At 47.7% G+C, this 17,662-nt stretch carries 17 protein-coding genes; 5 read left to right on the top strand and 12 right to left on the bottom strand.

Annotated elements, in window-relative coordinates; translation table 11 throughout:
- Positions 1-249 precede the first annotated feature (249 nt).
- The 4 genes from hisC to hisB all read left to right on the top strand — a co-directional run bounded on the left by hisC (position 250) and on the right by hisB (position 4,561).
- A complete protein-coding gene (hisC, locus tag A4R26_RS13655) occupies positions 250-1,308 on the top strand; it encodes a histidinol-phosphate transaminase (protein WP_081164315.1) in 1,059 nt (352 codons plus the stop codon).
- A gap of 242 nt (positions 1,309-1,550) precedes the next feature.
- Positions 1,551-2,840, top strand: coding sequence for a PQQ-dependent sugar dehydrogenase (locus A4R26_RS13650; RefSeq protein ID WP_081164314.1), 1,290 nt, complete (start codon positions 1,551-1,553; stop codon positions 2,838-2,840).
- A gap of 136 nt (positions 2,841-2,976) precedes the next feature.
- Positions 2,977-3,396 carry a c-type cytochrome gene (locus tag A4R26_RS13645; protein ID WP_081164323.1) on the top strand — a complete coding sequence of 140 codons (420 nt, stop codon included), beginning with the start codon at positions 2,977-2,979 and terminating at the stop codon, positions 3,394-3,396.
- Positions 3,397-3,421: 25 nt separating this feature from the next.
- Positions 3,422-4,561 carry a bifunctional histidinol-phosphatase/imidazoleglycerol-phosphate dehydratase HisB gene (gene hisB / locus A4R26_RS13640; protein WP_081164313.1) on the top strand — a complete coding sequence of 380 codons (1,140 nt, stop codon included), beginning with the start codon at positions 3,422-3,424 and terminating at the stop codon, positions 4,559-4,561.
- Between the two features lie 209 nt (positions 4,562-4,770).
- Here hisB and A4R26_RS13635 read toward each other — a convergent pair whose 3' ends face one another.
- The 3 genes from A4R26_RS13635 to A4R26_RS13625 all read right to left on the bottom strand — a co-directional run bounded on the left by A4R26_RS13635 (position 4,771) and on the right by A4R26_RS13625 (position 7,797).
- Positions 4,771-5,388, bottom strand: coding sequence for a hypothetical protein (locus A4R26_RS13635; protein ID WP_081164312.1), 618 nt, complete (start codon positions 5,386-5,388; stop codon positions 4,771-4,773).
- 248 nt (positions 5,389-5,636) lie between these two features.
- Positions 5,637-6,065 (bottom strand): septal ring lytic transglycosylase RlpA family protein, encoded by a 429-nt coding sequence (locus A4R26_RS13630; RefSeq protein WP_081164311.1) that lies wholly within the window; start codon positions 6,063-6,065, stop codon positions 5,637-5,639.
- Between the two features lie 34 nt (positions 6,066-6,099).
- Positions 6,100-7,797 carry a L,D-transpeptidase family protein gene (locus A4R26_RS13625; protein ID WP_081164310.1) on the bottom strand — a complete coding sequence of 566 codons (1,698 nt, stop codon included), beginning with the start codon at positions 7,795-7,797 and terminating at the stop codon, positions 6,100-6,102.
- A 75-nt stretch (positions 7,798-7,872) separates the two neighbouring features.
- Between A4R26_RS13625 and A4R26_RS13620 the strand changes: the two genes are divergently transcribed.
- The gene (locus tag A4R26_RS13620; RefSeq protein WP_081164309.1) at positions 7,873-8,595 is read left to right on the top strand and encodes a M15 family metallopeptidase; all 723 of its coding nucleotides are present in this window, start codon (positions 7,873-7,875) and stop codon (positions 8,593-8,595) included.
- 183 nt (positions 8,596-8,778) lie between these two features.
- Here the strand turns inward: A4R26_RS13620 and A4R26_RS13615 are convergent, their stop codons facing one another.
- From A4R26_RS13615 to A4R26_RS13575, 9 genes are all read right to left on the bottom strand, one after another.
- A complete protein-coding gene (locus tag A4R26_RS13615) occupies positions 8,779-9,075 on the bottom strand; it encodes an MTH1187 family thiamine-binding protein (RefSeq protein ID WP_081164308.1) in 297 nt (98 codons plus the stop codon).
- Positions 9,076-9,084: 9 nt separating this feature from the next.
- Positions 9,085-9,393, bottom strand: a complete 309-nt coding sequence (locus tag A4R26_RS13610; RefSeq protein WP_081164307.1) for a DUF952 domain-containing protein — start codon at positions 9,391-9,393, stop codon at positions 9,085-9,087.
- A gap of 3 nt (positions 9,394-9,396) precedes the next feature.
- Positions 9,397-10,389 (bottom strand): chorismate synthase, encoded by a 993-nt coding sequence (locus tag A4R26_RS13605; protein ID WP_081164306.1) that lies wholly within the window; start codon positions 10,387-10,389, stop codon positions 9,397-9,399.
- Between the two features lie 174 nt (positions 10,390-10,563).
- A complete protein-coding gene (gene aroA, locus A4R26_RS13600) occupies positions 10,564-11,877 on the bottom strand; it encodes a 3-phosphoshikimate 1-carboxyvinyltransferase (protein ID WP_081164305.1) in 1,314 nt (437 codons plus the stop codon).
- 64 nt (positions 11,878-11,941) lie between these two features.
- On the bottom strand, positions 11,942-12,964 hold the full coding sequence (aroB, locus tag A4R26_RS13595) for a 3-dehydroquinate synthase (RefSeq protein WP_081164304.1): 1,023 nt from the start codon (positions 12,962-12,964) through the stop codon (positions 11,942-11,944).
- Positions 12,965-12,972: 8 nt separating this feature from the next.
- Complete coding sequence (locus A4R26_RS13590) at positions 12,973-13,401, bottom strand: transposase (protein ID WP_081164303.1); 429 nt, start codon at positions 13,399-13,401, stop codon at positions 12,973-12,975.
- Positions 13,402-13,526: 125 nt separating this feature from the next.
- Positions 13,527-14,615 carry a chorismate mutase gene (locus A4R26_RS13585; RefSeq protein ID WP_242674905.1) on the bottom strand — a complete coding sequence of 363 codons (1,089 nt, stop codon included), beginning with the start codon at positions 14,613-14,615 and terminating at the stop codon, positions 13,527-13,529.
- 102 nt (positions 14,616-14,717) lie between these two features.
- Positions 14,718-16,397 (bottom strand): DEAD/DEAH box helicase, encoded by a 1,680-nt coding sequence (locus A4R26_RS13580; RefSeq protein ID WP_081164301.1) that lies wholly within the window; start codon positions 16,395-16,397, stop codon positions 14,718-14,720.
- A gap of 415 nt (positions 16,398-16,812) precedes the next feature.
- The gene (locus tag A4R26_RS13575) at positions 16,813-17,661 is read right to left on the bottom strand and encodes a prephenate dehydrogenase (RefSeq protein WP_081164300.1); all 849 of its coding nucleotides are present in this window, start codon (positions 17,659-17,661) and stop codon (positions 16,813-16,815) included.
- Position 17,662 lies beyond the last annotated feature (1 nt).

The raw sequence follows: 17,662 nt of genomic DNA, 5'->3' as shown, positions 1-17,662 counted from the left end.
GTGTATCCTATGTCATGCTATTTATCACTTAGTTCTTAGTTCTTTTATTCGAAACTCAAAAGCAGCTGCAGGCATCACTATTGATGTTGTTTGTAGTTTATGGCTGCTGTTTGTCTAAATTTTATTGACAAGCCGGCAACAGGCTCTAAACTTGCGGTTCTCGCGAAGCTTATTGCCGATTGCCGATTGCCGGTTGCAGTTTCACAGCCTGCCCCGATGAAGTTGGGGTTTCACGACAATAAACATATTATGACATTTGATTTAAATAATCTGTTACGCGACAATATAAAGAAACTTGTTCCCTATTCTTCCGCAAGGGATGAATTCAAAGGCGAGGCCAACACCTTTCTCGATGCCAATGAGAACAGTTTCGGGTCGCCGCTTACAAAATGGTATAACCGGTACCCCGATCCATTGCAGTTAAAGGTGAAAGAAAAACTATCATCCATAAAAGCCGTACCGGTTGAGAACATCTTCCTTGGCAATGGCAGCGATGAATGCATAGATGTATTGATGCGCGCGTTCTGCGAGCCGGGGAAAGATAATATCCTGATTTGTCCGCCCACCTATGGTATGTACGAAGTAAGCGCGCATATCAACGATGTTAACATAAAAAAGGTTTCGCTTACACCTGCCTTTCAGCTCAACCTGCCGGCCATTGAAGAAGCGATAGATGACAACACCAAGATCATTTTCTTATGTTCGCCCAATAACCCAACCGGCAACTCGCTCGACCGCGACGATATTGAGATCATTCTGAATAATTACTCCGGCATCGTTGTGATCGATGAAGCGTATATCAATTTTTCACGTTTTCGCTCTTTTACCCAGGAACTGAATGATTATCCCAACCTGGTGATCTTACAAACCCTGTCGAAGGCCTGGGGGCTGGCGGCGCTGCGCGTTGGTATGGCATTCGCTTCGCAGGAGATCATTCACGTGATGAACAAAATAAAACCGCCTTACAACATCAACCAGGCTTCACAGGAGCTCACGCTGCAGGCGCTGGAAGAGGTTGGACAGGTAAATGATATGATCCGTGAAATAGTGGCCCAGCGCGATCTGCTGGCGAAAGACCTGCTCACCATTCCGGTGGTTCAAAAGATCTATCCTTCCGATGCCAACTTTTTACTGGTGCAGGTTACAGCGCCCAAAGCCCTGTACAAATATTTGCTCGAAAAAGGCATCGTAGTGCGCGACCGCAGCAGCGTGGAATTGTGCGCCGGTTGTTTGCGCATAACGGTAGGTACGCCTTCAGAAAACGTTTCGGTTGTCAATGCCATTAAAAACTGGGATCGTGAATCGTGAAACGGCAAACGTGAAACCCCGGCTTCATCGGGGCAGGCTGTGAAAGGGTTCGCGAAAACTGGGATTTATCCACGACCTTGGGCCGCCCGAAATTCGAGCCGATTGCCTAAGCAGGCCGCGCTGAAGTTTGCCGTTTCACGTTTGCCGTTTGCCGACGTACGCCGCGCTGAGGTGGCCGATTGCCGTGCTAAAACAGTAATTTTAAAACCCGCTTGTATAAAAAGCGCTTTAAATATTGCACAATGAAAAAAAAGTTCCTGCTTGCATGTACAGTGATGATCGTCGTTACTGCATTTGCCAATGATACCACCAGGCTCCATTCTTCGGCTACAGCAAAGGCATTGAAAGAAGACGCGCCGCCGATCACGCTGCCCCAGGGTTTTACGTCGGTTGTAGTTACCAGCGGCCTCGGCAAAGCCCGCCACCTGGTTGTAGCAGCCAATGGCGATGTATTTGTAAAACTCGAAAAACTGAAAGACGGGAAAGGTATCATCAGGCTGCATGATGGCAATGGCGATGGCAGGGCCGATGAGATCAGCGGCTTTGGGAATTACAGGGGCACCGGCATCACTATCAAGAACGGTTACCTGTATGCATCATCTGACCAGGATGTTTACCGCTATAAGATCGATGAAAAAACAGGTACGGTAGATACCGCTTCGGAACAAAAGATCGTTACCGGGCTGGTTGCCAAAAACCAGCACGAAACAAAATCACTGACGCTCGATAACGAGGGAAACATTTATGTGAACATCGGCGCCCCTTCCAACTGTTGCCAGGTGCAGGACCGCGTTAAAGGTTCACCGGGACAGGACCCCTGCCCTATTCTTGAAAAAGCAGGGGGGATCTGGCAGTTCAAAGCAGATAAAACCAATCAATCATATGGCGAAGGTGTTCGGTATGCTACCGGTTTGCGCAATGTAGTGGGGCTCGACTGGAACACGCAGGTAAATGAACTGTATGTTATGCAACACGGCCGCGATATGTTATACCAGTTCTATCCCGATCTGTTCAGCCAGAAAGAAGGCGCGGAAAATCCATCTGAAGAAATGTTCCGCATTAAAAAGGGCGCCGATTGCGGCTGGCCATATTGCTATTATGATGTTGACAAAAAAGAAAAGCTGTTGAACCCCGAGTATGGCGGCGACCGCAAAAAAACTGACCGCTGCGCCGATAAAACAAAATCGATCGTACAGTTCCCCGGTCACCTTGCGCCGAATGCGCTCCTGTTCTATACCGGCAATCAGTTTCCCGATAAATACAAAAACGGTGCTTTTATCGCCTTCCACGGCTCATGGAACCGCGCACCGGAACCGCAGGCCGGCTTCTTTGTAGTGTTCGTTCCGTTCAAAGACGGTATGCCTTCAGGTAAATGGGAAGTTTTTGCCGACGGGTTCTCGGGCTTTACACAAGGCGCCTCTACCGGAAAAGCAAAATACCGCCCCTGCGGACTGGCACAGGGCCCCGATGGCTCATTATATGTTTCAGATGATAACAATGGTATGATCTGGAAAGTGAGCTATGGCAAATAGCCAGTTACCAGGTTCCGGTTCCCGGTCGCCAGGCCATGAATCTCAGTGTGCCCGGCAATAATTAATGTATAATTTTTTTGGCTGGCAACTGGTAACCGGTAACCTGCATCTAGCATTCACCCAACACAGTAAACATATGAAAAAGGTAATTCCCGCAGTATTCGTTTTTATTTTTGCCACCGCATTTGCCATACAACAGCAACCAGCCGGTTTAAAAGCGGCTATTGCACGCGGTAAAACAGTATATGAAAACGCCTGTCTCGCCTGTCATCAGCAGGATGGCAGCGGTGTTCCCAATATGAACCCGCCGCTCGCTAAAACGAAATGGGTGCTGGGCGATAAGAAAGCATTGACGAAAATTATATTGAAAGGATTGCAGGGTGGTGAAATAGAGATCGATGGCGATACATTTCACAATCCCATGCCGCCCCAGGAATCGGTGTTGAACGACCAGGAAATTGCCGATGTATTGACGTATGTTCGCAATAGCTTTGGCAATAAAGCCAGCATGGTAACAATGGCTGAAGTAAAAGCATTACGCGCAAAACTTAAATAAAAACAGAACCAATAAACTTACATTTTTGAAACGGATTCTATTCATCGACCGCGACGGTACATTGATCAATGAAGCGCCTCCCACTTACCAGTTGGATTCTTTTGACAAGCTCACTTTCTATCCCCACATGTTCGAATACATGGGCCGCATAGCCCGTGAGCTGGATTATGAGCTGGTAATGGTTACGAACCAGGATGGACTGGGCACTGCAGGTTTTCCCGAAGATACCTTCTGGCCCCTGCACAACCTGGTGATGAAAAGCCTGGAAGGCGAAGGCATTCATTTCAGCGCGGTGCATATTGACAGAACCTTCCCAAATGAAAATGCCCCCACCCGTAAACCGGGCACAGGCTTGTTAAAGCAGTACCTCAATAACCCGGCTTACGACATCGAAAACTCGTATGTGATCGGCGACCGCATCACTGATGTTCAACTGGCTAAGAACCTGGGTTGTAAAGCCATTTGGCTGAACCTCGATTCCAGCCTCGGCGCCGGTGAAATAAAAGACAAGGTTGATGAGCTGCGCCCGGTGATCGCACTGGAAACAACACACTGGAGCGTGATATACGAATTCCTGAAGCTGGGATTACGTAAAGTAGTACATGAACGCAATACCAATGAAACGCAGATAAAGATAGAACTGAATGTAGACGGAAGCGGTAAAGGCGCCATTTATACCGGTTTGGGCTTTTTCGATCATATGCTCGATCAGATAGCGCGCCACGGCAAAATGGACCTCACCATCAGGGCTAACGGTGACCTGCACATTGACGAGCATCACACCATTGAAGATACCGGTATTGCCCTCGGCGAAGCGTTTGCCAAAGCGCTGGCCGATAAACGCGGGATGGAGCGCTATGGTTTTGCCTTACCTATGGATGAAGCCGATGCCAAAGTAGTGATCGATTTCGGCGGCCGTAACTGGATCGTATGGAATGCCGAATTCAAAAGAGAACGCATTGGTGAAATGCCAACGGAAATGTTCTTCCATTTCTTTAAATCTTTTTCCGATGCCGCCCGTTGTAACCTGAATATCGAATGCCATGGCGATAATGAGCATCATAAAATTGAAGCCATCTTCAAAGCATTTGCGAAAGCGATAAGGATGGCGGTTAAAAGAGATCCACTTTCCAATTATTTGCCCAGCACCAAAGGAGTGTTGTAGGATGTTAACTTAAAAGTTATTCAGTTGTTCAGTTATTTAGTTCATAGTTCATAGTTCATAGTTCACAGTTCACAGTTCACAGTTCTTAGGTCTCATATTACAGCTCCCAGGTTTTAATTTCGAGACTGTGTTAGTGAGGTTGTCAGTGAAAAAATGCCTTAACTGAACAACTGAACAACTGAATAACTGAATAACTCATAAACAGTGAACTAATCCGGTAATACAGAGTGATTGACATTTTTCTTCCTGCCCCCAATATTCCCCGCAATACCCAAACTATAAAAGAAATGATTGCTCACCGTACTGGTAACGGCTACGCGGTACTGGCCATTGAAAATAAAGAACGCTTCATCGAAAAGATTTACCTGCACGCCGATACCGGCAGGAATGAATGCGCCCCAATACACCCTGTACTTTGAAATACCGGCGCCCAGCTGCGCGAACGGGCTCACCCAATACCGGTTCGAAAACAGCTTGGCCTTTAGCGACACATCGCCTTCAAGCAGCAGATTATCCTGGCCCAGGGAAGTGCCGTCACGTTTATAATAGTCGATGAAACTACCGGTTAAAGTGCCCGCGAAATCGAAATGCCCTGACATGCCATTGATATAGTTCAGCGCAAGCCCCGGCGACATTTCCTTCAGCTTGCCAAATTGAGAATTACGCAATACTTCACTCAGGGAAGTAGCGCGAATGTTTTCGGCGGTCTTAAAATCATTGAAGAAAAAATAGATCCCCAACGTAGGTCGCTGTATATCATCCTCCTGGCTAAAAGCAGGCGCCAGTAGTGGCAGGACGGCCAGCAGTAATCCTACGTTTTTATTCATAACCGGCTATGTTTGGAAGAACCGTTCCAAACAAAAATAACCGCTACCCGTAAACTGGAAAAATAAATTAAATGTAAAAATCAACAGGGCTTACCAATTACGAGCTGAAACGGAGATTCAGGTACCGGTAACCGGGCGCCAGCTGCCGGTTACCAGTTACCGGGCAAAAAATTTATACAGTCTAATAATTGCCGAGTTGCCCGGAATCAGGGCCTGGCAACCGGGAACGGGGAATTGGTAACCGGTGATTACCTGGTAGCCATATCGGCTTCTTCGGGTTTCTTTTTACCCAAATACGTGATCTTCACCCTCGTTAAACCATGGCCGGTATAACCGAGGGCTACGGCGGCGGATTTGCTCATATCTATCAACCGGGGATTAGCCGGGTGCATGCGGTCGTTGATGCGTACCAGCACGCTTTTATTATTTTTGAGGTTGGTAACTCTTATCCAGCAATTGAGCGGGAGTGTATTGCACGCGGCGGTCAGCTTTTTCTGGGTAAACACCTCATCGGTGCAGGTAAGCTTTCCTTCGAACTTATCGGCATAAAAACTGGCCACACCATATTGTGTTACAGGCACATTCCGTTTCTTATTCAATGCCACGCTATCCCTGCTTTGCGCCACAGACACAAAAAAAGAGCATATCAGGACTGTTAAAACCAAAACATTTTTCATGGTATAGAATTTTAAAGGCTGAAAGCAATCGTAACTATAGTGCCTTGTTATCAAAGTACCGTTCACTCAGTACCCGGTCTTCCCCATACACATCATTATAAAATTTTATATCTCCATCTTTTACCTCACAGGTGAAATACCTGATAAAAATGGGCACCCTCGGAAACCCCGACACAACATGTTTCTCCTGGCGGGTTATCCAGTTTCGCAATGTGTCGGGCGGAAACCGGATGGTATCGTTCCTTACCAAAAAGTTGGCCAGTTTCAGGAATTCCCGAACTCTTACACAACCGTGACTGAGCGCCCGGTTCTCTTTCGAGAACAGCCAGCGGGCGTTGGTGTCGTGCAAATAAACGGCATATTTATTTGCGAAGTTGAATTTCAATACCCCCAGCGAATTATCGTCGCCCTGCCGCTGTTTGATAAGGTACGGGAAATTATTTTTGTTAAACTTCTTCCAGTTCAGGCTGTCGGGGTTCATTACGCTATCATTCTTGTCAACCACCATCAGGTTCTGTTTCCGCAGGTAATCGGGATTCGCCTTTATTTTCGGCAGCATTTCACCGAAAATAATGCTGTAAGGCACCGTCCACTGCGGATAGGTAATGAAATTCGACACATTTGACGTCAACAACGGCGTTCGTGTCTTTGGCTGCCCTACTATAACGTTCGATTCCAGTGCTACATTACCCGAGTCAACGATCCTCATGCGGTAGGCCGGGATGTTCACCCAGATATAAGTCGTTGGCATTGAATCGGGTAATAACTTAAACCGGTCTAAAGTAATAGCTATTCTTTTAAATTTTTCCCAGTTTGTATTGTTCAGGCTGCTTACCGTGCCGGCGTTCAGCTTTCCGGTTTCGGTAATTCCCTTCTTCCGCTGGTATTTTCCAACCACCAGCTTCATCGATGTGGTATCGAGGTAATCAAAGGGCGACTCCAGCAGCCCTTCTTCAAACAGCCGTTGTTTCAGGATGTTATAGTATTCGGGAGTATTTACCGCCGGGTAAGGGACATATGTATATTTCTTAAGTGGTTCTGCTGATTGCAGGAAGGTTTGCAGCGCGGCCTTCAACGAATCGTAGGCCACGTGTTTCGGTTCCAGGGCATGCATCAGCCCTGCCACATCTTTGTTTTGCCATAACGTATCGAACAGGCCCAGGTAAGCCTGGGTATTCATGCTGTCTTTTCGCAGTGTAACGCTGTCATAAGGCAAACGGCCTTTTCGCAGGTCGTAACACATTCTGAAAAAGGCATCTGTGAGCAGAATTTCGCCCCGCGACCATAAAGCGGCATCCTTGCGCCCAAGCGTGTCTTCGATAGTTTTTTTGCGTATATTCTGTAAAATGCGGTAATGATAATCGGATTGGAATAAGCCGTACTCCCTGGCCCGGCCAATGAATTCAAGCAGGGAATCGCTCAGGGGCAGCCATTTTTCCTGGGTGCTCCATACGGGTTCGAAACTTCTTTTTGCGTAGATCTCGTTAACCAGGCTGTCCTTTGCAAGCACCATGGAGTCGTTCAATACACCGTCGCTGGCAAGTACAAATTCGAGGGTGGTTTCAATGTTGCGAACAATGCTTACACTCAGCGCTTCCGGCTGGATCACAATGTCCTTTTCTTTAGGCTTTTCGGGCTTTTCGGCGGCCTTTCCACGACTGTGACAGGCCACCAAACTGAGCGCTACAATTATCAAACACCAGTGAAGGCCCGAATTAATACATTTTTTCATGTTTATTGATCCTGGTTATCCGGAATAAAAGTTTGTATCTTTTCACTTACCAATCTGGCTTTTAAACCGGTTACAATGTTATACAAAATAGTGCTTACCCGCTGTATTTCCGTAATGGCTTTCCTTATTTTTTTCCACGTTACCCAGTTGCACGGGCAGCAAACAGCCGTTAGTAAGTATGGGGTGGCGGTTATCGATAAACTCACTGAATATCAACTGTCTGTAAAAAAAGACCCGGCCCATGAAATGGTAGAGCTGCAAACGCTGATACCGGGTATCGTATACGACCTGCGTTACGGCACAATTAACAATTTTATGCATCGCCAGATGTATGTTCCGGCCACCCGGCATACCTTTTTGCGGTTGCCTGCCGCCCGGGCCCTGGCGGCCGTTCAAAAGGAATTAAAAAGCCGGGGATACGGGCTGAAGATCTTTGACGCCTACCGGCCGTACAGTGTAACCGTAAGTTTTTGGGAACTGATCCACGATGAGCGGTATGTGGCCAACCCCTCCAAAGGCTCGGGACACAATCGCGGACTGGCAGTTGACCTTACCATCATTGATTTGAAAACCCGGCGCGAACTGGATATGGGCACCGGGTTTGACAATTTCACCGATACGGCCCATCACAGCTTTACCGGCCTGGCTCCAGCCGTGCTGGAACACCGCAAATTATTGACGGAAACCATGGAAAAACACGGGTTCAAAAAGCTGGATACCGAGTGGTGGCATTTTTTCTGGAATAATGATCGTGGGTATCAGGTGCTGGATCTGCCATTTGATAAACTGGCTTATTAAGGAGCAGGTTGGCAAGGTTGGTAAGTTGACAGAACATGTTAACGGGTTGACAAGGAAATACAGAAGAATGCCATTTATTTTCAATTGAAGGCAGGTTAATTGTATTAGAAGCCTCCGTTCAGTACAATTACAACACAGTTCAATTGAATTAACTACTCAACCGGCCGCACAAAGGCAAATCCGTTAACTAAACTTCTCCGTTTTTTCGGCCCCGGTAACATTCCTGTCACTACGAATTTGAATTTGCAGGTTGGTGATCCATTCGGCACAGCCCTTTTGATACAGGAATTCGTTCACTTCATGAATAACTTTCATTACAGCATCATAGGTGCCTTCGAGGATGGTGGCAAAGGGCGTGACCTCGTATCTGATGCCGGCCTTTTGTATAATGGCAATGGCCTCATCAACCCATTCATAGGGATGTTTGTCCAATACAATAGGCACTATCTGAATAGAAGCATTGATGATGTACTGGTGCATAAAGGAAGATTAAAGATTGAACGGGCTCCCTGTACTGATAACCGCATCGGTATTTATGGGCCCATATATATGAGGGAATTCATCTGCGCCTGCAGGCGACCATTCATAAACAAGGCGGCTTTGTATTTTTTCAGTTGCTATTTCAAGCAATACCAGATCGGTGGCGCCTTTAAAATAACGCTGCAGCACCCCCTGAACCTGGGACCTGGTACAACAATGAATAAAGCCTTCTGTTTCAAGGGAAGGGGCGGCATAGGAACCTTTTGCGAAAGCCGCCTCCCATTCATTGCAGGAAGTAATATGATAGATAACAGGCATTGTTTAGATCAACCGTTTGATGCGTTGTTCAAGCAACAGCAGATCGGCCAGCACCATGGCGGTAACGGCTTCGAGCACTACCGGCACACGCAATGCAATGCACAGGTCGTGACGGCCTTTTACCGAAAAATTCTCTATTTCACCGCTTTCCCAGTTGAGTGTTTGCTGGTCCTTTGGTGTTGAAGAAGTAGGTTTTACCGCAATGCGGAAAACAATTTCATTGCCATTGGTGATACCGCCTACAATGCCGCCGGCATGGTTGGTGCGGGTTTTACCGGTCATATCTTCAATCGCATCGTTGTGCTCGCTTCCGTACATCCGGGCGGCCGCAAAACCGGTCCCGAACTCGATACCGCGAATGGCTGGAATGGCGAATACGGCATGACTGAGCAATGATTCGGCCGAATCGAAGAAGGGCTCGCCCAAACCTGCCGGTAATCCGTTCACGCGGCATTCAACAATGCCACCTATAGAATCTTTATGATCGATGGCATTCTGTAATCCTTTTTCAAGGTCCTTCTCACCACCGATCTCGAGGATGTTGGCAGTAACGGTTGCACTGCCCAACAGTTTTTTGGCAATAACGCCTGCAGCCACGAGCGCTACCGTTAGCCGGCCGCTGAAATGGCCGCCACCGCGGTAATCTTCATTACCGCCGAATTTCTGGTGGGCTACAAAATCGGCGTGGCCGGGGCGCGGAACCGCGCGTTGCTTTTCATAATCGCCCGAGCGGGTATTCTTGTTCTCGAATAATATAGTAAGGGGAGCGCCGGTTGTTTTGTTGTTGAACACCCCGCTTTTAAAGATCGGCAGATCGTCTTCTTTACGCGGCGTGGTTCCTTTTTGGGTACCGCCTTTGCGACGCTCGATATCAACCAAAAAATCTTCTACCGTCAATGGCAAACCTGCCGGACAACCATCAATATTCAAACCCACACTTTCACCATGCGATTCACCAAAGATGGTTACTTTGAATATGCGACCGAAACTGTTCATTTATTCTAATATTGAATGATCTCGTTACTATTTAAACATCCTGATATTAACTGGCCTCTGACCGGCTACCGGCAATCGTGAAACGGCAAATCCCGACTTCATCGGGAAACGTGATGAACGCTATCAACCCTGTCAACTTTTCAACTGCGCCGCGTTAAGCTTTTTGCGTTTAGCTCAGGCGTTGGGTGCAACGCTCTTTTTATTCACAATAGCGCCCAATTCCTGAATATGCTCATAAAAATCGGGGTACGATTTATTGATGGCCTGGGCTTCGCTGATAGTGGTTTCGCCGGTAGCCTTTAATGCCGCTACGGCACAAGCCATGGCAATACGGTGATCGTGGTGCGAATGCACAGCGGCTCCCTTCAATGCCGTTACGCCTTTGATCAGCATCAGGTCGTTCTGCAATTCTATTTCCACCCCCATTTTACCAAACTCTTCCTGCAACGTCAATGCGCGGTTGCTTTCTTTATGGGTAAGCCTTCCTACCCCTTCTATCACCGTTGTGCCTTTGCAATAAGAAGCCAGGGCAACCAGCGGCGGAAACAGGTCGGGGCATTCGGTGGCATCGAACTGGAACGCTTTCAGTTCTGCGGGCCCCACCTCAATCTGTTCTGCCTGGATGCTGAGTTTGGCGCCGCATGACTGTAAAGCCTGCAACACGGCACGGTCGGCCTGGGTCGACTGCACATCGAGCCCTTTTACCGTAATGTCGCCGGCAATGGCGCCGGTAACCAGTAAAAAAGCAGCGCCGCTCCAGTCGCCTTCAACCGTATAGGTCTTTTGCGGGGGCGGCGGCATCGAGGCAGCAGGCGCTTTGGGATCGGCCGCCTTGAAATGGAACGCTTCGTAATTCCTGTTCTCCACTTCCCAGCCAAACTGTTTCATTACAGCCAGCGTAAGATCGATGTACGGTTTGCTCTTCAGGTTATCGACAGTAATGGTTACGCCTTTTGCATTGGATGCGGCATAGGCCATTAACAAACCGGTGAGGAACTGTGAGCTTAATGAACCGTCGATGGTTATATCTTTTGGTGTTAAAGGGCCCTTTACCTGCAAGGGCAGTTTGCCTTCGCGCGATATGATCTCTACACCCAGTTGCGGTAATACTTCGTCAAAGAAATCCATGGGGCGGGTTACCAGGCTTCCTTCGCCATTGATGGTAATGCGCTTATTGCTCATCGATACAATGGGCGTGAACATGCGGATACCCAAACCACTTTCGCCACAGTTTACGGTTCCGCTTTCGGGGTTAACACCGCCGGTGCCGGCAATCTTTAATGAACCATCGGCCAGCGTTTCCACTTTTGCGCCCAGGTCTTTGATGACACCGAGGGCAGCTTTATCATCATTGGAGTGGCCGGGATTGCGAATGACGGTTGTTCCCAGGTACAATAAAGACGCGGCACAACCTCGTTGCATGGAGCTTTTTGAAGCCGGCGCCTGAATGGAACCTTTTATTTGAGATGGTTGAATTGTTACGATCATGTTTAAGTTGATTAGTTGACGGGTTAACGGGTTAACTGATTAACCCGTTAACTTAATCAACACGTTAACTAAGTTCATTTACGATCTTCTCGAGCTGCACCATAGGAATAGGCTTTACTACCCCTTTCCCCAGTTTCTCCAACAGCACAAAATTCATTTCTTTTTGCTCACGCTTTTTATCCATTTTCAGTACTTCAAAAGCCTGTTGCTTATCGAAGTTGGCCAGCGTGGGCAATCCATATTGGTCAAGCACTTTTATAACCCGGTCGCTGTCTTTAAAACCAACCAGCCGGTTCGAGATCTGGCAGGCGGCCGTCATACCGATACTGATGGCCTGTCCGTGACTGAGCTCATACATATTTTCAATGGCATGCCCGAGGGTATGGCCAAAGTTCAGCAAGCGCCGTTCGCCTTTTTCAAACTCATCGGCCACCACTACGGTTGATTTAATGTCAGCGTTGCGGCGAATGAGTTTGGCCAATGCCGGTTTGTTCCTTTGGTAATGGGTGATCTTATTTTTTTCCAGCTCTTTGAATAAGGGGAGATCCTTTATACAGCTGTGCTTGATGATCTCGGCAAAACCGTTGATCCATTCCTGTTTGGGAAGCGATTTCAGTAAGCTGTAATCGTATAGCAGGAATTGCGGTTGCCTGATGGTACCTACCAGGTTTTTGTAGATACCTACATCGATCCCGTTCTTACCGCCGATGGATGCATCGACCATGGCCAGGATGCTGGTGGGAACAAAACCACATCTTATTCCCCGCATGTATACCGCCGCCACATAACCGGTAATATCGGTTACCACACCACCGCCGATACCTATGAGCCAGGTGCTGCGGTCGGCTTTGAACTCTATCAGTTGTTCAACGATAGAATCAACCGTGGCCTGTACTTTATATTCTTCGCCCGGCTTCAGGGAGATGCAGTTCCACCCTTTCAGCTTCTTTTTATGGGCCTGGAAAATATGTTCGTCCGTAATAAGCACTGCATGATCTTTGCCGATCATTTTTTCCAGTCTGGAAAAATCGGCATCGAAATAATAATTTACGGAGGCAGATGAAAACCGGTAACTTTTTGTTTGCATACCACTTATCAAATCTGAATTTTCTGAAACACTTCCAGCTCACTTTCCAACGTCTTCGTTTTATGATGTTCTTCCTGTTTTTCAATATAGTCCAACACCTGTTTCACACTACTGGGGCTAATGCTCAACGCAGCAAAGCTGTCATCCCACTCGAAGTGATTTTTGATGAAGTTGCCTTCATTGATCCAGGCGGCCGATTCGGTACGGATGCTTTTCATGATCTGGGCCAGATTCTGCGTAGCCATCATTTGCACCACGGCATGCATATGGTCTTCGGTGCCGTTTACCGACAACACGTTGATACCACTTTCAGTTGCATGCTTTTTAATGTGGGCGAAAAGTACCGTACGAACAGGCTTTGTCAACAAAGGTTCTTTGTTCTTTACGCAGGTAATTACATGAATGAACAAATACACTTTGCTGTTTGGGCTTGTCATATAGGAAGTCTTATGGAGAATGGTCAATTGTCAATTGTCAATGGATTTCTCTTTTGAGCTCCCCGTTTAGTTCGGAATCTCCGGATTCGCGGGTTATCCACCATTCACCATTGACCATTCACGATTTACGAATTCATGATCTTATTCTGATGGTTAATGCTCTCCATGTGAACGGCATCAAAATATTTGGTGATGAACTCTTTGCTCAGGTTCAGCTTCTCGCCTTTTTTGAATGCTCTTTCCAGGATCTCATTCCAGCGGTTGGTTTGCAGAATGGTGATGTTATTGTTCTTTTTGTATTCGCCGATCTTTTCTGCAATGCTCATACGCTGGCTGAGGATCTGCATCAGTTCATCATCGAGGTGGTTGATCTGTTGGCGCAGTTTTTCAAGCGCGGCGTGAAATTCTTCGGAGTTGATATCTTCTTTACGCCATACGATCTGTCCGATCATTTCGCCCAGTCTTTCAGGAGTGATCTGTTGTTTGGCATCGCTCCATGCTTTATCGGGGTCTATATGGCTTTCGATGATCAGACCGTCCATATCGAGGTCAATGGCTTTCTGGGCTACATCGAGCAGGATATCGCGGCGGCCGCTGATATGTGAGGGATCGTTGATCATTAATAATTCCGGGTTGCGGCGTTTCATTTCAATGGCCAGGTGCCACATGGGCGCATTCCGGTATTCGGTATTTCCGTAAGAGCTGAATCCGCGATGGATCAAACCAATTTGTTTGATGCCTGCCTTGGCCACACGCTCAACGGCGCCGGTCCACAGTTCCAGGTCGGGATTGATAGGGTTCTTGATCAAAACGGGAACATCAACACCACGTAAGGCATCAGCTACATCCTGTACGCTGAATGGGTTAACGGTGGTACGGGCGCCGATCCACAGTACGTCTACGTCGAAGGTCAGTGCGTCTTCTACCTGTTTGGCGGTTGCTACTTCCACAGTTACGGGTAAACCGGTGATCTTTTTGGCCTGTTGCATCCAGGGTAAACCCTTGGTGCCAATGCCTTCAAAGCTGCCGGGACGGGTGCGTGGTTTCCAGATACCAGCACGAAGAATATCTACCTTTCCTGTTTTTGCCAAACGGGTGGCTGTTTCCAGTACCTGCTCTTCTGTTTCGGCACTGCAAGGTCCGCTAATGATCATAGGACGCTTTTTCCACACCTGTTGCACGGTCTCTCTCATGGTTGTTGATGTTTGTTGCATATTAATTTTCAATTTGATAATGTGATAATTTGATAATGTGATAATGAAATGAAGACTTCGTATCTCACAATTAGCTAATTATCACACTATCAAATTAGCTAATTATCTTCTGCTATCCGCTTCATTCATCCTGATCCTTCTACCCTTATAATTTCTTCCGTCAATAGCCTGGATCATCTGGCGGGCTGCCCGCTTATCGATCTCGATCCAGCTATTCATTTCCTTCATATCTATTCTGCCGAGCACTTCTTTCTGCAGTTCGCTCATATCTAAAATGAACTGCAGGAAACTGGCTTTGTAAAAGCCGTCTTTGGTGCCCAGGTTTACAAATAACTTGGTATAATCACCGCCACCGCCGGCGAACCTTCTGCCGCGGGTATCGGTAAATGACTTTCTGTCGCCACCGGCGCCGTCCCTTCTCACTGTTAACCTGTCGCCTCTTTCACGGCGTTGTTCACGTACGTTCAGGTCTTCGGCGTTCTCATAATATTTCAAAAAGCGGTCGAACTCCATGGCGGCTACGCGCTTCAGGATCTCTTCCTTGCTCATGTCGGCGAACTTCTCCTCGAGCATAGGCACATAGGTTTCGTAATCACCGTGGTTCACCTCGAGCGACAACAGCTTATCCATGAAATGGTAGAACTGTTTGCGGCAAACATCTTTGCCGGTAGGGATCTCGAGCTTGTGAAAAGGCGCCTGTACAATGGTTTGTATCTGCCGCATTTTTCCCAGCTCACGTACATGCACGATTGACATACAAACCCCTGTTTTACCGGCACGGCCCGTTCTGCCGCTTCTGTGGGTGTATACTTCCACATCATCGGGCAGTTCGTAGTTGATCACATGCGTGATGCCCTGTACGTCGATACCGCGGGCGGCCACATCGGTTGCTATTAAGAGCTGTAAGGTCTTATCCCTGAAATCACCCATTACCTTGTCGCGTTGCTGCTGCGTAAGGTCGCCATGCAATGCGTCGATATCGTATCCTTCACGGGTCAACTTCTCGGCAATATCCTGGGCATCGGCCTTGGTACGGGTGAAAATGATGCCGTAAATGCCGGGGTTGAAATCGATCAGGCGTTTCAGCGCTTCGTACCGGTGCTGGGCACTGGTGATATAGTACTGGTGATCGATGTTCTTGTTGGCCGAATTCACTTTACCTACCGTAACCTCAACCGGGTCTTTCATGTAGCGCTTGCTTACCCGTTTAATTTCAGGTGGCATGGTAGCGCTGAACAACCACGTGGCTTCACGTTTGGGAGTGTTCTTTAAAATGAACTCAATATCTTCCTGGAAGCCCATGTTCAGCATTTCATCGGCTTCATCGAGGATCACGTACTGGATCTGCTCTAGGTCGATGGCCTTGCGTTCGATCAGATCGATCAAACGGCCGGGTGTGGCTACTACGATCTGCACGCCTCTTCTCAACTCCCGGATCTGTTGTCCAATTGGGGTGCCGCCATAAACAGCCACCACAAACATACCGGGCATAAACTTTTTAAACCCTTCTACTTCGTTCACGATCTGCATGCACAATTCTCTCGTCGGACACACCACTAATGCCTGGGGATGCTTGGCCTGCTCGTTCACCAAATGCAAAAGGGGTAACCCAAATGCAGCCGTTTTACCGGTGCCTGTTTGTGCCAATCCCACCAGATCTTTGGTGCCGCTCAATAAAACAGGAATAGCCTGTTCCTGTATCGGCGTGGGATTAACAAATCCTAAAGCATTGGTAGCCTGAATCAGCCGCTCATTTAAACCCAATGCATCAAATGTTATCATAGTCAGAAAATTTGGCGCAAAGGTACTGTTATTATGGCCGTTGACCTAAATAAAATCCGGTTCAAAGAGCAATTTGATGATATCATGTTAAGCCGGCCTTTTACCGGCCGTCTCGTATAATTTGTCTTTCTTACCATTCATTCTACGAAACCCGGACGTAGCAAGGGTTTCGGGATTTATCTATTTCTATTCAGCATTTTAGCTGAATCAACTTTGTGGGTTTTACGATCCCCGGTTGCAATCATGAAACGGCAAACCCCGACATCATCGGGACAGGCTGGGAAACGTGAAAGGTCCTATACCCAAGCCTCATAATTATTTGCACGCTTCAGGCTGCCTAAAGCAGAAATGCCAAAACAAAGAACTCGTGACCTGGAACTGTATTTACTCCTCCCCCTTTAGGGGATTGGAGGTACTACTTAAGTATCCTCTTTATCGTATTCGCCTGCTCAATGAGCTCCTGCAAATAAGTGTAGTTCTCCTTTTCGAGACAAGCCTTGAACTTACGCAGCTGGCTGATGTGCTCATTCAATACATCGAGCACATGCTCGCGGTTCTGTTTGAAGATCGGCACCCACATGGCGGGATTACTTTTCGCCAACCGTACTGTACTTTCAAAACCGCCACCGGCCAGTTCAAAAATGGTATCTTCTTCTTTCTCCTTTTCCAGAACCGTATTGGCCAGTGCAAAGGAGGTAATGTGTGAGATGTGGCTGATATACGCCGTATGCATATCATGGCTGTCGGCATCCATGTATACCAGGTGCATTCCTAATTGACGGTAAACTTCTTCAATGGTTGCAACCGCGGCCGCATCGCTTTTTTCTTTTTCACAGATCACGCAGGAACGGCCAACGAATGCATTGCGTACGGCCGCCTCCGGACCGCTGTACTCAGTACCCCACATGGGGTGGGTTGCCACAAAGCGGCGGCGCATGGGATGAACGTCCATAGCAGCGCACAACGCATGTTTGGTACTGCCCGCATCGGCAACGATCTGTTTATCCGTTACCATATCCATCACCTGCTGCATTACGCCAATGGTGGCGTCAACAGGTATGGCTACATAAATGAGGTCGGCCTGTTTTACCGCTTCTTCAAGGGGCAGCGCTTCATCTATCAAACCCAGCTCTATGGCTTTTTGCGCGCTGGCTTCGGTACGGCTTACGCCGATCACTTTTTTAACCAGGGCCCTTTCTTTCAACGCAAGACTGAAAGAACCGCTGATCAACCCTACTCCGACTATGGTAACAGTATTGAACATT

Source organism: Niastella populi, from assembly GCF_002078015.1.
GTDB lineage: Bacteria > Bacteroidota > Bacteroidia > Chitinophagales > Chitinophagaceae > Niastella > Niastella populi.
This window is presented reverse-complemented; position numbering and strand designations above follow the sequence as displayed.

What these genes read in the sequence shown, in the direction of transcription:
- A4R26_RS13615 (WP_081164308.1), bottom strand. Translation starts at nt 9,075, where the DNA reads ATGCACCAGTACATCATCAATGCTTCTATTCAGATAGTGCCTATTGTA.
- A4R26_RS13580 (WP_081164301.1), bottom strand. Translation starts at nt 16,397, where the DNA reads ATGATAACATTTGATGCATTGGGTTTAAATGAGCGGCTGATTCAGGCT.
- A4R26_RS13635 (WP_081164312.1), bottom strand. Translation starts at nt 5,388, where the DNA reads ATGAATAAAAACGTAGGATTACTGCTGGCCGTCCTGCCACTACTGGCG.
- A4R26_RS13650 (WP_081164314.1), top strand. Translation starts at nt 1,551, where the DNA reads ATGAAAAAAAAGTTCCTGCTTGCATGTACAGTGATGATCGTCGTTACT.
- A4R26_RS13605 (WP_081164306.1), bottom strand. Translation starts at nt 10,389, where the DNA reads ATGAACAGTTTCGGTCGCATATTCAAAGTAACCATCTTTGGTGAATCG.
- A4R26_RS13575 (WP_081164300.1), bottom strand. Translation starts at nt 17,661, where the DNA reads ATGTTCAATACTGTTACCATAGTCGGAGTAGGGTTGATCAGCGGTTCT.
- hisC (WP_081164315.1), top strand. Translation starts at nt 250, where the DNA reads ATGACATTTGATTTAAATAATCTGTTACGCGACAATATAAAGAAACTT.
- A4R26_RS13590 (WP_081164303.1), bottom strand. Translation starts at nt 13,401, where the DNA reads ATGACAAGCCCAAACAGCAAAGTGTATTTGTTCATTCATGTAATTACC.
- A4R26_RS13630 (WP_081164311.1), bottom strand. Translation starts at nt 6,065, where the DNA reads ATGAAAAATGTTTTGGTTTTAACAGTCCTGATATGCTCTTTTTTTGTG.
- A4R26_RS13620 (WP_081164309.1), top strand. Translation starts at nt 7,873, where the DNA reads ATGTTATACAAAATAGTGCTTACCCGCTGTATTTCCGTAATGGCTTTC.
- aroB (WP_081164304.1), bottom strand. Translation starts at nt 12,964, where the DNA reads ATGCAAACAAAAAGTTACCGGTTTTCATCTGCCTCCGTAAATTATTAT.
- A4R26_RS13610 (WP_081164307.1), bottom strand. Translation starts at nt 9,393, where the DNA reads ATGCCTGTTATCTATCATATTACTTCCTGCAATGAATGGGAGGCGGCT.
- aroA (WP_081164305.1), bottom strand. Translation starts at nt 11,877, where the DNA reads ATGATCGTAACAATTCAACCATCTCAAATAAAAGGTTCCATTCAGGCG.
- A4R26_RS13625 (WP_081164310.1), bottom strand. Translation starts at nt 7,797, where the DNA reads ATGAAAAAATGTATTAATTCGGGCCTTCACTGGTGTTTGATAATTGTA.
- A4R26_RS13585 (WP_242674905.1), bottom strand. Translation starts at nt 14,615, where the DNA reads ATGCAACAAACATCAACAACCATGAGAGAGACCGTGCAACAGGTGTGG.
- A4R26_RS13645 (WP_081164323.1), top strand. Translation starts at nt 2,977, where the DNA reads ATGAAAAAGGTAATTCCCGCAGTATTCGTTTTTATTTTTGCCACCGCA.